The sequence below is a fragment of the Pseudomonas neuropathica genome (assembly GCF_015461835.1).
GTDB lineage: Bacteria > Pseudomonadota > Gammaproteobacteria > Pseudomonadales > Pseudomonadaceae > Aquipseudomonas > Aquipseudomonas neuropathica.
The window spans coordinates 43118-55380 of record NZ_JACOPX010000017.1 but is presented as its reverse complement, the minus strand read 5'-3'; the positions used below and the strand labels follow the sequence as shown (position 1 = coordinate 55380).

Genomic DNA, 12263 nt, shown 5'->3' with positions numbered 1-12263 from the left:
GTCTTTTTGGATTTACAATTACTCCCCCCATCTTTATTCCGCTGCGGAAGCTAGGAAAACGTTTCCGCGCCCCGTGATTACTTTGCACCAGAATGTTGGCGATTTCCGATTCTCATTGTCGATGGTCATCATATACCCGCCGCCGGGAAACTCCTGATAATCCACTGTATTTCCATAGAGATCCATGCCCTGTTTCGCCAGCGAGAGCTTTATGGAATTATTAGTCTGAATGTTAGAGTCGCTTTCAATAGATATTGCGTCATATACCTTAGGTGTAACCAAGACACCCACATACATAACAAGTGAGCGGCTTTCACCTGGCTCTAATACCAATGGAAGTTTGACAGTTTTTTGATCGATGGTCATTATTCCACCATCGATTCCACTGTATGAGGTAAAGTCTGGTGATGGGCCAGTACTAATCGAGTACTGCATTAAAGAAAGTTTTTGGTTTCCAGTGTTTGAGAGACTGACTTCCCAAGGAATCTGTACGACACGTCCGAGAGATCCTAAGTTATGAGAAGCTATACGGATCGCGCCGTCAACGTACGGGTTTAGACGGACGGTCAAATCTTCTTTTTGTAATATTTGAAATTGTCGTTTCTGCTCATCAAGGGCGGAGTTTTGTTGAATATAGGCCACAAGGATCGTGCATATAGCAACAGCTAAAGATACTATTGCCATGACTCGAGCAAATCTGTCGCTGTTTGTGTTTTCGGTCATTGTGGCTGCTTCTATTAGTGTAGGGGAAATGGGCGGGGGAATCTATTTTTATAACAAAGGGGGATCAACAAAGGTGCGTATCCAGGACAAAAATTTTATTCATTCAGAATGCCCGAAACGGCGATGAAGCGTATGTGCTATCGCGGAGCAAGTAATTAGCACTCTTATCTCGCGTACGACAAAAGCCTGCAAAGCGGGCTTTTCTTGTGTACATCATCAGGCCAATTCCAACGACTGCTAGTGGCTGTTTTCTGCCTGTCGCGACCGGCGGAAAGCGATCATTCATGAGCGGCATCTTGCGACCAAGAGAAAATTTTTACCAAGAGTTTGACTTTGTTAATCCGATGAAAATGGCTCGTTACGTCGAATGGAAATTGGTGGATAAGTCCGTGCAATTACGCAGCAGGCTCAATTACGCTTCTCACACCGCGACCTCATAAGTTCAGTAATAACTTTTGAAGTGTATTTACCCCTAAGCTTAGCGACAAACAATGGTTCAATATCTTGAGCAAATCCTATGAGACCTTGCAAATGTGCAATCGATTTGCGGTCGAGTTGGCCTTGTATAAAATGATGAATCATTGCGCTGATCAATCGCTTTCTGTCACGACCGATAGTCACATTTCCATCGTTGCTTAGTACTAGTCCGGTAACTCGACGTTGGTTCTTTTTAGAGGCGTGAAGCGTTTTATTCGCATTGAGCAATAGCCCAGGCTCAGGTAATTCTTTGAGAGCACCCCGAAGAAATTCCTCAACAAGAAAAGTTTTGCCCTTTTCATTGGAGGAAAATGTTAAATCATCTGCATATCGTGAGTAGGTAATGTCACGCTCGAAGCACCACTGACTTACGACCGAGTCAAAGTTGAACATGACTGCATTAGATAGCATTGGCGAAGATGGAGCGCCAATACTTAGCGCCAACCGCCCTGTTACTTTATCGCGAATGCAACTCATCCTAGCCATGTCGGCGATGCTTCTTTCAGATAACTGCCCCTGAAATGCTCTAGATAACAGAGTCTGTATGTTGAATTCAGTTATCGATCCGAAAAAATTAACAAAATCAAATTTTGATATATATGAGCTACCAACATGCCGCTCAGCATTATCTTTAATGCTTGCTCCTTGCTTATACGCTGCTGCGCACTCATGCACCGGTAACTTGCAAAACCAAAAATTCATCATAAAATTTTGGATGATTTTAGTTTCTTTAGCAGGCTGAGCGATCGGCCTAATACCACCGTTTTTCTTAGGTATAGTATAGCGCTTGTAAGCATATGGAGCCCTGACTAGCAATCGAACGACTTCGTGTTCTGAAATCATAAATTCAGCTGAAAGGTGTTCACGAAAATTATACTCGCTCATTTCGCAACCCCTAACTTTGCTTGTTCAATAGCCCTATTGCGATTTCTTTCGGATGTTGCTGCTTTGTAATAATTGACGCATTCTACTTTCAGTCTCAATGTATCAACCATGCCTCCCGCTTTGAGAGCGAAGCGGAGCGTATGAAAAGATTCTTTACCACAAGCGTAAAATTTTGAATCACCGTAGCCGCCGATCTTCTTAATAAACTCAAACTCTTGCAATAAGAATATTTTTCGCCGCACATCATCACGATGAATATCTTTACCTAGCCCTTTAATCGCCTCGACAATTTCGCTTTCTTTAAGAGCAACAAAAATCCTAATCAGCTCATATATTAGAACGACAATATGAATATTGTTGCCAAGAGACAAGCTTTGTGTTTTTTTCAGAGCATTAAGTTCTTCTGCAATATCGTCCATAACGCCAGTAACAACATGCTCTGGAATCTCAAGCGGATACTTTGGGTTCCAAGGATAAACCTTGACGCCGCTTCCATGCCGTTCGTCTATATGCCTAAGAATTCCAAGATTAATAAAAGACTTATCGTCCGCATATTCCTCAGGTACAAATACAATGAGTTTTTTTTGAAAGTCTGGTAACTGCGAAAAAGCACCAAGCTCAGCAATGGAACCGTCGCTCTCAACGGCAATTGCAATGAGTGAGCAGATGCTCGCAAGATCTGCCTCAAAATCCATCAGGTTTCGATAGACCCCATCTTCATGCCACGACTTAATCTCTTCTGGCCGAAAAATATGGGGTGCCTTCATCATACTGAGCGCTTTGCGCTTCAAAGCATCACGAAGAGAATGGACGGGAGGATCCTCTGCATCGGCATGTTCTTTTTCAGGGACATAACCCCCGCAGAGTAGAACAATCGGATTCTTGGAGAAGTAAATTTTACTCTCGTCCAAGTCCACATCAGCAAGAATATGTCGCGGATCCATGCGAAAAAGGGCTCTTTACCAAGGTTCAGCCGCAGACAAGATCTGTGGACCGGAGCGACGAAGGAGCGTAGGGCCGCAGATCTTGTCTGCGGAATAAAACAACGCAATGCAATTGAGTCTGGCGAAACGCCTGACTAAGCCTTCAACGACTAGTATCTGGCTTTAAACGCGTAAAGAGGCCTCATTTCTAGGGCAGAACGCCAGCATTGTCAATTGTAATTTTCAAGTCTCATACCCCTAAATGCTCTGTTCCCGAGTGAAATTTGTAATGGGTATTCAAGGATATGAGCCGATCCCCTGGACGGAATCGGCAGACCAACGCGAGGGGTGCTTTGGGTTTGCATCTGGCCTTCTTTATCGTCTGCTATTGGCCGATTGCTGCCCGCTACGACAGGCAGAAATCGGTCAGAAGCAGAAATATAAAGAGTCTTCTAGACTTGGGGCGATTCAGTCCGGCATAGCACACTTACCAGAACTCTCATTTTTTGTAGTCTACGTACAGGGTAGTTGAGAGTGGATTTTTGCCGATCTCGTAATCAGGATTCAGTGTCGCGAGGTTGTGAGCGGCGATGCCAACACCGGCCACCAGACCTACGGCAAGCGCTCCTAGCGCCACTGGTGCACCGACAATGCTCGCTCCGGCAAAACCTGCAACCCCCCCCATCGAGAGGTTGCGAGCCATCATATAAATCCTGACAGACATGCCTTCTGATTCAATAGCGTTCTCCAGCCACGTCAGAGTGTTTGAGTACCTGTTGAATTCGCCGCACTCAAGAACAAAACTCTCATGTGACTTTATTTTATTTAAGACAAAATCATTAGTCACATCTTCAATTTTATAAACATTAACATCCATGACGCTTTCTCCAGGTTAACACTCCAGCTCGCTATCGGCAGAGCCCAGCAAAACTTTAGGGCTAGCTTTTAAGTACTGCATGAATGGTTTATGAACTAGTCACTAAGAACGATGAATATGTTGAATCACTCCCGATTCTTTAGAGCATTGAATGACTGCTTTTGGCCGTTTCCTGCCTGTCACGACTGACCAGGTTGGCTGCAAAAATCCCACTTCAGATGAAAGTCGCTTTCCATCAAGCGCAGTCTCTCGATTGCAGCTATGAAGTTTAGGGCGATCATGAGCCTACCCAGAACGCCAAATAACCGGCCAAATTCGTTTCCGCAAATAAGTGTCCACCCCTTGATTTCAGAGGCCTCCAGAGCATTAATGAATACTGCCTAGCGGAAACGAATACAACTTAAGGTATTGAAATATAAGGATTAATCTTCGGACTTGAAAACCGTCGACTGTAACAGGTCCATGAGTTCGAATCCCATCGCCTCCGCCATCTTAAGTACGACAAAGCCCTGATTATTCAGGGCTTTGTCGTTTCTACGGTTCACGAAAGCTTCCGCCCTTCTCATCGCGCTCCATGACTGATCGCACGATGCACCAGACGTGTTTTCAGCCCCGCACCCGCTATCACTCCGCCGAACGCCGCATCTCCTCCCGTGTAGGCATGCTCCAATCCGAGGCGCGCCTTTCATAAATAGAGTCGGGCTTCTGCTCTTCGTAGCTGAACATCAACAAGTAAAGCCCCAGCGCCACTGCAGCCAATAGTGCCCTGCCGATCGGATTGGCATCCTTCGGCAGTCCACCGGGGCCGATTGCTACCCAGCCTCCGCGAAGGTAAGCAAACACGGCTTGGGTAAACCACGCTTGCGCCCCTACACATGTCCAAAACTGACTCCACCCGCCCGTAAAGCACCAGAACGCGTTTACCAATGACGCGATCACCATGACCGCCAGGATCAAATAACGAAAACGTTTGAGAGCGCTCAGAATGCGGCTGTCCTGCTCCATATCTGCCCTGTTTTCACTTCAGGAAAAAAGATCCGATTATACCGTCGAGACTGCAAATATCGGCCAGCCGCCGGCAAACAGCTCGTTAAAATTGCAGTCACTCAACCGGCGTTTTTTTCTAGTACTCGACCAACATGATCGTCATTACTTGCGCGGGGGCAAGGAGCAAGACCTGATCCTCGCCAGCGTATTCAACCCGCCCCAGCGCGGGGACGAGCGGCACAAGCTCAACGCCAACCTGGAATCACGCTGGAAGTGTTCGAGCAGCATCAGGATATCTGGCGGGTTTGCTGGTGGCGCTTTTGGCCTCAGCCGCAGGCACACAAGGAGTGATCCTGATTCTAGCCGTGCTGACTATGCTGTTGGGCGCCGCAGCGGTATGGTGTTTTGCTGTCAGCAGAGGAACCCTGAATGCCGAAGAAACCACCGGCCCCTGAACACAAAGCCACCGCCGCAGACATCGAGCGTTCGATCCAGGCGTTAAACAAAATGGCCGAGCGCCTCTGGGGCGAAGGTCGAGAGGCCGAGGCCAAAGCCCTGCTCGATGCGCTCGATGCGTTGAACCGGGCGCTGGACAGAATCAGGATTGGCGAGAGTCGTCGGGTTATGACGCTTCACTGAGAAGCCGTGCCTAGAACCAACGTTATGAATCAGCTATGCCCAATTGGCAGGGCCAAGGATGAAGACAGATGCGCGCGATAAAAACTTTCTTCGGCATTTTGTTGCTGCTATTCGGTTTCGAATTCACCTACGAAAAACCCCGCCGAGTCTTCACGGCAGGGTTTGTCCGATTTTGCATGGTGGTCGCTTTTGCAGAATTGCTGATACTCCATATGATTTATAACGGCCCGGCGCGTTAGCTCTACGGTTTGAGAATCAGCAACGGCTCGCCCTTTTTGACGATGTAAGTCGCCAACTCCGAACCCTTGTCCGCACCTACGTTTTTGGCGACATGCGCCACCCCTTGCGGAATAAACAACGAATCCCCCGCTTTCAACGTCACCGGCGCCCTGCCCTCCAGTTGATATTCAAACGTGCCGCTGATCACGTAAGCGACCTCGACACCCGGGTGCGCATGCCGGGGCGAGGTCACGCCCGGTTCGAAATCGACTCGCGCCTGAATCACTTCGCGTTCGGCAGCACCGAGGTCCTCGCGCACCAGGTCGGTCCGGCTCAAGCCTTGTTGCCAGCTCTTGGCTGGCGCGTCAGCCGCGTGGACGATGCCGATCATTGAAGCGAGTAGCGCAGCGCTGGCCAGTAACAGTGGACGATGCATGATGTTGCCCTCTCAAACGCAGTGGTGGTGTAACCGCTACTTTGGGAGTCGCGTGTATGGCTGATGTGTCGTAAACCCCGGGTTTATTGTTCGCGTGTGTCTGCGCGGCAACTTGATACACGCTTATACAAAGGTGTCCTTGCCGGGTGACAGTGCCAACAGCCATGTCCGGAACGCGATGATCTTCTTCGCTTCCGCCGTTTCATGGGGCGCTACCAGATAAAAACCCAGTTCATCTTGCAAGCGCAGATCGAACGGAGCCACCAGACGGCCGGCCCGCAGATCGTCCTCGACATAGGTTGATCGGCCAATACACACGCCCTGCCCGTCGACAGCGGCCTGTACCGCCATCAGCGCCAGATCGAAGGTCAGGCGCGGGCCTTCGGCGAGTTGCGGCGGTTGACCGGCGGCACGCAGCCAGGCGCTCCAGTCACCGGCCGTCGCGCCACTGACTTGCAGCAATGCGTGATTGGCCAGGTCTGCAGGCGTTCGCAACGTCTTCGCCAATGCCGGACTGCATACCGGGAAAATGTCATCGGACATCAAAAAATCGCCACGCAGCCCCTTCCAGTCGCCGCGCCCATAACGGATCGCCGCATCAATCGTGCCCTTGCGAAAGTCGACCAGCTCAGTGGCCGCACTGATTCGCACATCAATAGCGGGAAACGCCTGCTGAAAGGACGGCAAACGCGGCAACAGCCACTTCGATGCAAACGACACCAGCGTACTGATCGTCAGCACGCTCTTATCGCGAGACGCGAGCAACTGCTCAGTCGAATAGCGCAGCTCATGAAACGCTGCACGCACACCCGGCAAATAGGCGTGCCCGTCCTCGCTCAGCACCAATCCCTCGTTGAGCCGCAAAAACAGAGGCGCGCCCAGCTCGGCTTCGAGTCGGCGGATCTGGTGACTGACAGCGGTCTGGGTGACATTGAGTTCTTCGGCAGCCTTGGTGAAGCTCATGTGCCTGGCGACCGCTTCAAAGGCGCGCAAGCCGTTCAGCGAGGGAAGTCGGACCGTCATGGTTCTGAGTGCTCATGAGATTTTGTCATACGCTAGCACCGTAAATGACCTTTGCGAAAGCCGCTTCAGCAATGGAATCTGGCGCCCTCGCTCAGCAAGGAAGTGCCATGAAACTGTATTTTGCGCCCATGACCTGTTCGCTTTCCCCGCATATTGTGCTGCGGGAACTGGGTTTGCCGTTCGAACTGGTTCGCGTCAACAACCAGAGCAAACGCACTGCCGATGGCCATGACTTTCGTGAGATCAATCCGAAGGGCTACGTTGCAGCGCTGGTTCTGGATAACAGCGAGGTACTGACGGAAGGGCCGGCGATCCTGCAGTTTCTGCTCGATCAGGTGCCCGGCAACACGCTGGCGCCACCCTTGGCTTCATGGGAGCGCACGCGCTTGCAGGAACATCTGAACTTCATCAGTACGGAAATTCACGGTGGCAGTGCACCGCTGTTCAATGCGCAGATCCCGGAATCGGTCAAAACGATTTTCCGCCACACACTGTTCAAGCGCCTCGACTACCTGAATCAGCAACTGTCGGCTCGGGACTATCTGATGGGCAACTTCGGCGTCGCCGATGCTTATCTGTTTACGGTATTGAGGTGGCTGCCGACCTTCGCCATCGACATACAAGACTGGCCGGCACTTGCCAGCTACATGCAGCGCATCGGCGCCCGCCCCTGCGTTCTTGCAGCCATCGCGGCGGAAGCCGCGACGCAGCCTGTCTGACCGGCCTCTGTAGCCATGGAACGGGCCATGTCGACGCTGTATCTGTAAACTGCGGCCCTCTTCACTCGCTCAATCAAAGGATCAGCATGGCTAACCAAGACATCACCTTCACTCCGGATCCGGACGCCGACTCGATTTCTTCGGACGTCGCTACGTTCAACGGCATCATGGTTTCTACCCAGATTCCAACCCGTGCCGACGGCAGCCTGGAATTGGGCGATATCACCGCGCAAAGCGAATGCACCCTGCAAGCGCTGAAAGTTGCGCTGGAAGGTGCCGGCAGTTCGATGGATCGGGTCATGCACCTGACCATCTACCTGACCGACATGGCTGACCGCGCGGCATTCAACGAGGTTTACCAGCGCTACTTCGCCAAGCCTTGGCCGGTGCGTGCGGCAGTGGGCGTTGCTTCGCTGGCGGTTGAGGGCATGCGCGTGGAAGTGACTGCGATGGCGGCCAAGGCCTGACTTCGCACCACCAAACCCTGTGGGAGCGAGCCTGCTCGCGAAGGCTTCCGTTCAGGCGCCATTGATACTGAATGTGCTGGCCCCTTCGCGAGCAGGCTCGCTCCTACCGGGGGTTGTGCAGTCTCAGCTGCCATCGGGCAGCACGGGCGTGCCGGGCGCGCGTTTCACGGGTAGAATGCGCGCCTAACCGTGACAGCCTGACTAAAAAAACTATGTCCTTGCCCAAGCATCATCTGGAATTGCTCAGCCCTGCCCGCGATGTCGCCATCGCCCGTGAGGCGATCCTGCACGGCGCTGACGCCGTGTACATCGGCGGCCCGAGCTTCGGCGCGCGCCACAACGCCTGTAACGAAGTCGGCGAAATCGCCGAGCTGGTGGAATTTGCCCGCAAGTATCACGCGCGAATTTTCACCACCATCAACACCATCCTGCACGACAACGAACTGGAGCCGGCCCGCAAGCTGATCCATCAGTTGTATGACGCTGGCGTCGATGCGCTGATCGTTCAGGATCTGGGCGTGATGGAGCTGGACATTCCGCCGATCGAACTGCACGCCTCGACCCAGACCGACATCCGCACCCTTGAGCGGGCGAAGTTCCTCGATCAGGCCGGTTTCTCGCAACTGGTATTGGCCCGCGAGCTGAACCTGCAGGAAATCCGCGCGATTGCCGACGAAACCGACGCTGCCATCGAATTTTTCATTCATGGCGCGTTGTGCGTGGCCTTCTCCGGCCAGTGCAATATTTCCCACGCGCAGACCGGGCGCAGCGCCAACCGTGGCGACTGCTCGCAGGCGTGCCGTTTGCCGTACACCCTCAAAGATGAAAAGGGTGGCGTGATCGCCTACGAAAAACACCTGCTGTCGATGAAAGACAACAACCAGAGCGCCAACATTCGTGCTCTGGTCGAGGCTGGCGTGCGTTCGTTCAAGATCGAAGGTCGCTACAAGGACATGGGCTATGTGAAGAACATCACCGCCTATTACCGCCAGCGCCTCGACGACGTGCTCGAAGACCGCCCGGACCTGGCCCGCGCGTCCAGCGGCCGCACCGCGCACTTCTTCCTGCCTGACCCGGAAAAGACCTTCCACCGTGGCAGCACCGACTACTTCGTCACCGATCGCAAGATCGACATCGGTGCATTCGATTCGCCGACCTTCACCGGTTTGCCAGTGGGCACGGTCGAGAAAGTCGGCAAACGTGACATGCAGGTCGTGACCCACGAGCCGCTGTCCAACGGTGATGGCCTCAACGTACTGGTCAAACGCGAAGTGGTCGGTTTCCGCGCCAACATCGCCGAAGCCAAAGGCGAGTTCGAAGAAGACGGCGAGAAGCGCTACCGCTACCGCGTCGAACCGAACGAAATGCCGGAAGGCCTGTTCAAGCTGCGCCCGAACCACCCGCTCAATCGCAACCTCGATCACAACTGGCAACAGGCGCTGCAGAAGACGTCTTCGGAGCGTCGCGTGGCCCTGAGCTGGGTCGCTCGTCTGCGTGAAGAGCAGCTGGAAGTCACCGCCACCAGCGAAGAAGGCATCAGCGCCAGCGTCACCCTCGCCGGTCCGTTCGGCGTGGCCAACAAGCCTGAACAAGCGCTGGAGCAATTGCGCGATCTGCTCGGCCAACTTGGCACCACGCAGTACCACGCCACCGACATCAAGCTGGATGCGCCACAGGCGTTCTTCATCCCCAACTCGCAGCTCAAAGCCCTGCGCCGTGAAGTGATCGAGAACCTGACCGCCGCACGCGTCGCGGCCCATCCGCGTGGCGGCCGTAAAGCCGAAACCAGCCCGCCGCCGGTGTACCCCGATTCGCACCTGACCTTCCTCGCCAACGTCTACAACCAGAAGGCGCGAGACTTCTACCACCGTCACGGCGTGAAGCTGATCGACGCTGCGTACGAGGCTCACGAAGAGCCGGGCGAAGTGCCGGTGATGATCACCAAGCACTGCCTGCGCTTCTCTTTCAACCTGTGCCCGAAACAGGCGAAAGGCGTGACCGGCGTGCGCACCAAAGTCGCGCCGATGCAGTTGATCCACGGCGATGAAGTGCTGACACTGAAGTTCGATTGCAAGCCGTGTGAAATGCACATCATCGGCAAGATGAAAGGCCACATCCTCAACCTGCCGCAACCGGGCAGCGTGGTTGGCCACATCAGCCCGGAAGACCTGATGAAAACCATTCCGCGCGCACCGCACTGAGTGGATGGCGAGTACGGTGCTACGGCGCCGTACTCGCCCGCCCTTCTGCGCAAATGCCAAATCGCAGGCATAAAAAAACGCCAACTTCTTGCGAAGTTGGCGTTTTTTCGAATATGGCAGGGGCGGCTGGATTCGAACCAACGCATGGCAGGATCAAAACCTGCTGCCTTACCGCTTGGCGACGCCCCTACTGCTCTTTCCAGCTACTCCGTTAGTTTCGCTGTGAGAACGGGGCGCAATTTACCAAGGTTTTTTTGCTTTGGGAAGCGCGAAGTGAAATATTTTTTGTTTTAAAACAGCGACTTAATATTTTGGCCTGAATCAGGTCCAGGGTGAGTCGGTTTAACCGCCGTGTATCACACTGTGTACGACCCCCACCGCGACACATCGACTTTCAACAAAGCCGTTCTTCGACACAGGCCAGATACGTCTCCGCGCTCAAATGCACTCAAGGTTTCAGGTGTTCATTCAGAACCCTTGGCCAAAGGCTCGCAAAGGAGACGTCACCATGAAAATGGCACTGCACACCCGCAAAACCGCATTCGGCTTGTCTATTCTGGCTGTGGCGCTGTTCGGCGCCTTTGGCAGCGCTCAGGCGCAAACGACTGAACCGGCCGCCGTCAGCTATTCCGCGCCCTCGCCCTTCGGCCCGCTCAAGCATGTGAAGGCCGGCGTGCTTGACGTCGCCTATGCCGAAACCGGCCCCGCGAATGGCCCGGTGGTGATCCTGTTGCACGGCTGGCCCTACGACATTCACAGCTACGATGAAGTCGCGCCGCTGCTCGCGGCCAAGGGTTATCGGGTTTTGATGCCCTATGCGCGCGGTTATGGCGATACGCAGTTCCTCTCCAAGGACACCCTGCGCAACGGTCAACCAGCGGCGCTGGCCAGTGACGTCATCGACTTCATGGACGCGTTGAAAATCAAGCAGGCGGTGCTCGGTGGTTATGACTGGGGCGCGCGTTCGGCGGACATCGTTTCGGCGCTGTGGCCGGAACGGGTGAAGGCACTGGTTTCGGTCAGCGGTTATCTGATCGGCAATCAGGCCGCCGGGCAAAACCCGCTGCCGCCCAAGGCTGAATTGCAGTGGTGGTATCAGTTCTACTTTGCGACTGACCGCGGTCGCGCCGGGTACGAGAAGAACACCCACGACTTCGCCAAATTGATCTGGCAGACCGCTTCACCGCAATGGAAATTCGACGACGCCACGTTCGACCGCAGCGCCAAAGCGCTGGAGAATCCCGATCACGTTGATATCACCGTGTTCAACTACCGCTGGCGCCTCGGCTTGGTCCAAGGCGAAGAGAAGTACGCAGCGCTGGAGCAGAAACTCGCCACCGCGCCGTCGATCAGCGTGCCGACCATTACCATTGAAGGCGACGCCAACGGTGCGCCGCACCCGGCGCCGGAGGATTACGCCAAGCGCTTTACCGGCAAGTATCAGTTCCGTTTGATCAATGGCGGGATTGGCCACAACCTGCCGCAGGAAGATCCGCAGGCGTTTGCCAAAGCGGTGATTGATGCGGATCACCTGTAGAAACAAAAAGGCAGTCAGCCGCAATGGCTGACTGCTTGATTATTTGAGGGTGGGATTGAGGCTTGAGGGATGGTCACGTTTTGCAGATGCTTTGCCTGAACGGACGCCATCGCGAGCAGGCGAACGCCTACAGGGGGAACGCATTTCAAA

Annotated in this window: 13 protein-coding genes and 1 tRNA gene; 6 read left to right on the top strand and 8 right to left on the bottom strand. The window is 53.7% G+C overall.

Features of this window, described 5'->3' with window-relative positions:
- Positions 1-33 precede the first annotated feature (33 nt).
- The 5 genes from H8F23_RS23325 to H8F23_RS23305 form a co-directional block, all read right to left on the bottom strand.
- The gene (locus tag H8F23_RS23325) at positions 34-723 is read right to left on the bottom strand and encodes a hypothetical protein (protein ID WP_194935928.1); all 690 of its coding nucleotides are present in this window, start codon (positions 721-723) and stop codon (positions 34-36) included.
- 408 nt (positions 724-1131) lie between these two features.
- Positions 1132-2085, bottom strand: a complete 954-nt coding sequence (locus H8F23_RS23320) for a retron St85 family RNA-directed DNA polymerase (protein ID WP_194935927.1) — start codon at positions 2083-2085, stop codon at positions 1132-1134.
- Positions 2082-3029: a retron St85 family effector protein gene (locus tag H8F23_RS23315; RefSeq protein WP_177121329.1), complete on the bottom strand. Its 948-nt coding sequence runs from the start codon at positions 3027-3029 to the stop codon at positions 2082-2084. The genes H8F23_RS23320 and H8F23_RS23315 overlap by 4 nt, the downstream gene beginning before the upstream one ends.
- A 478-nt stretch (positions 3030-3507) precedes the next feature.
- Positions 3508-3885 carry a hypothetical protein gene (locus H8F23_RS23310; RefSeq protein ID WP_194935926.1) on the bottom strand — a complete coding sequence of 126 codons (378 nt, stop codon included), beginning with the start codon at positions 3883-3885 and terminating at the stop codon, positions 3508-3510.
- Positions 3886-4509: 624 nt separating this feature from the next.
- On the bottom strand, positions 4510-4890 hold the full coding sequence (locus H8F23_RS23305) for a hypothetical protein (RefSeq protein WP_194935925.1): 381 nt from the start codon (positions 4888-4890) through the stop codon (positions 4510-4512).
- Between H8F23_RS23305 and H8F23_RS29060 the strand changes: the two genes are divergently transcribed.
- Both H8F23_RS29060 and H8F23_RS23295 read left to right on the top strand, forming a co-directional pair.
- On the top strand, positions 4871-5374 hold the full coding sequence (locus tag H8F23_RS29060) for an ectoine synthase (RefSeq protein ID WP_267464112.1): 504 nt from the start codon (positions 4871-4873) through the stop codon (positions 5372-5374). The genes H8F23_RS23305 and H8F23_RS29060 overlap by 20 nt on opposite strands.
- On the top strand, positions 5302-5511 hold the full coding sequence (locus H8F23_RS23295) for a hypothetical protein (RefSeq protein ID WP_194935924.1): 210 nt from the start codon (positions 5302-5304) through the stop codon (positions 5509-5511). The genes H8F23_RS29060 and H8F23_RS23295 overlap by 73 nt, the downstream gene beginning before the upstream one ends.
- A gap of 241 nt (positions 5512-5752) precedes the next feature.
- On the opposite strand, the gene H8F23_RS23290 is transcribed toward H8F23_RS23295, so the two are convergent.
- Both H8F23_RS23290 and H8F23_RS23285 read right to left on the bottom strand, forming a co-directional pair.
- Positions 5753-6166: a cupin domain-containing protein gene (locus H8F23_RS23290; protein WP_093433097.1), complete on the bottom strand. Its 414-nt coding sequence runs from the start codon at positions 6164-6166 to the stop codon at positions 5753-5755.
- A 123-nt stretch (positions 6167-6289) separates the two neighbouring features.
- Positions 6290-7189: a transcriptional regulator GcvA gene (locus H8F23_RS23285; RefSeq protein ID WP_194935923.1), complete on the bottom strand. Its 900-nt coding sequence runs from the start codon at positions 7187-7189 to the stop codon at positions 6290-6292.
- Positions 7190-7296: 107 nt separating this feature from the next.
- Between H8F23_RS23285 and gstA the strand changes: the two genes are divergently transcribed.
- The 3 genes from gstA (at position 7297) to H8F23_RS23270 (ending at position 10576) form a co-directional block, all read left to right on the top strand.
- Positions 7297-7908 carry a glutathione transferase GstA gene (gene gstA, locus H8F23_RS23280; RefSeq protein WP_194935922.1) on the top strand — a complete coding sequence of 204 codons (612 nt, stop codon included), beginning with the start codon at positions 7297-7299 and terminating at the stop codon, positions 7906-7908.
- Positions 7909-7994: 86 nt separating this feature from the next.
- Complete coding sequence (locus tag H8F23_RS23275) at positions 7995-8375, top strand: RidA family protein (RefSeq protein ID WP_194935921.1); 381 nt, start codon at positions 7995-7997, stop codon at positions 8373-8375.
- A 212-nt stretch (positions 8376-8587) separates the two neighbouring features.
- Positions 8588-10576, top strand: a complete 1989-nt coding sequence (locus H8F23_RS23270; protein ID WP_194935920.1) for a peptidase U32 family protein — start codon at positions 8588-8590, stop codon at positions 10574-10576.
- A 114-nt stretch (positions 10577-10690) separates the two neighbouring features.
- Here the strand turns inward: H8F23_RS23270 and H8F23_RS23265 are convergent.
- Positions 10691-10765 (bottom strand) — tRNA-Gln (locus H8F23_RS23265).
- A 319-nt stretch (positions 10766-11084) separates the two neighbouring features.
- Between H8F23_RS23265 and H8F23_RS23260 the strand changes: the two genes are divergently transcribed.
- Entirely contained in the window at positions 11085-12113 is a 1029-nt protein-coding gene (locus tag H8F23_RS23260) for an alpha/beta fold hydrolase (RefSeq protein WP_194935919.1), read from the top strand.
- Positions 12114-12263: the final 150 nt, after the last annotated feature.

Bases quoted from the DNA above. Each gene is read 5' to 3' on its own strand.
- H8F23_RS23325 (WP_194935928.1), bottom strand. From the start codon at position 723: ATGACCGAAAACACAAACAGCGACAGATTTGCTCGAGTCATGGCAATA.
- H8F23_RS23320 (WP_194935927.1), bottom strand. From the start codon at position 2,085: ATGAGCGAGTATAATTTTCGTGAACACCTTTCAGCTGAATTTATGATT.
- H8F23_RS23315 (WP_177121329.1), bottom strand. From the start codon at position 3,029: ATGGATCCGCGACATATTCTTGCTGATGTGGACTTGGACGAGAGTAAA.
- H8F23_RS23310 (WP_194935926.1), bottom strand. From the start codon at position 3,885: ATGGATGTTAATGTTTATAAAATTGAAGATGTGACTAATGATTTTGTC.
- H8F23_RS29060 (WP_267464112.1), top strand. From the start codon at position 4,871: ATGCGGCTGTCCTGCTCCATATCTGCCCTGTTTTCACTTCAGGAAAAA.
- H8F23_RS23305 (WP_194935925.1), bottom strand. From the start codon at position 4,890: ATGGAGCAGGACAGCCGCATTCTGAGCGCTCTCAAACGTTTTCGTTAT.
- H8F23_RS23295 (WP_194935924.1), top strand. From the start codon at position 5,302: ATGCCGAAGAAACCACCGGCCCCTGAACACAAAGCCACCGCCGCAGAC.
- H8F23_RS23290 (WP_093433097.1), bottom strand. From the start codon at position 6,166: ATGCATCGTCCACTGTTACTGGCCAGCGCTGCGCTACTCGCTTCAATG.
- H8F23_RS23285 (WP_194935923.1), bottom strand. From the start codon at position 7,189: ATGACGGTCCGACTTCCCTCGCTGAACGGCTTGCGCGCCTTTGAAGCG.
- gstA (WP_194935922.1), top strand. From the start codon at position 7,297: ATGAAACTGTATTTTGCGCCCATGACCTGTTCGCTTTCCCCGCATATT.
- H8F23_RS23275 (WP_194935921.1), top strand. From the start codon at position 7,995: ATGGCTAACCAAGACATCACCTTCACTCCGGATCCGGACGCCGACTCG.
- H8F23_RS23270 (WP_194935920.1), top strand. From the start codon at position 8,588: ATGTCCTTGCCCAAGCATCATCTGGAATTGCTCAGCCCTGCCCGCGAT.
- H8F23_RS23260 (WP_194935919.1), top strand. From the start codon at position 11,085: ATGAAAATGGCACTGCACACCCGCAAAACCGCATTCGGCTTGTCTATT.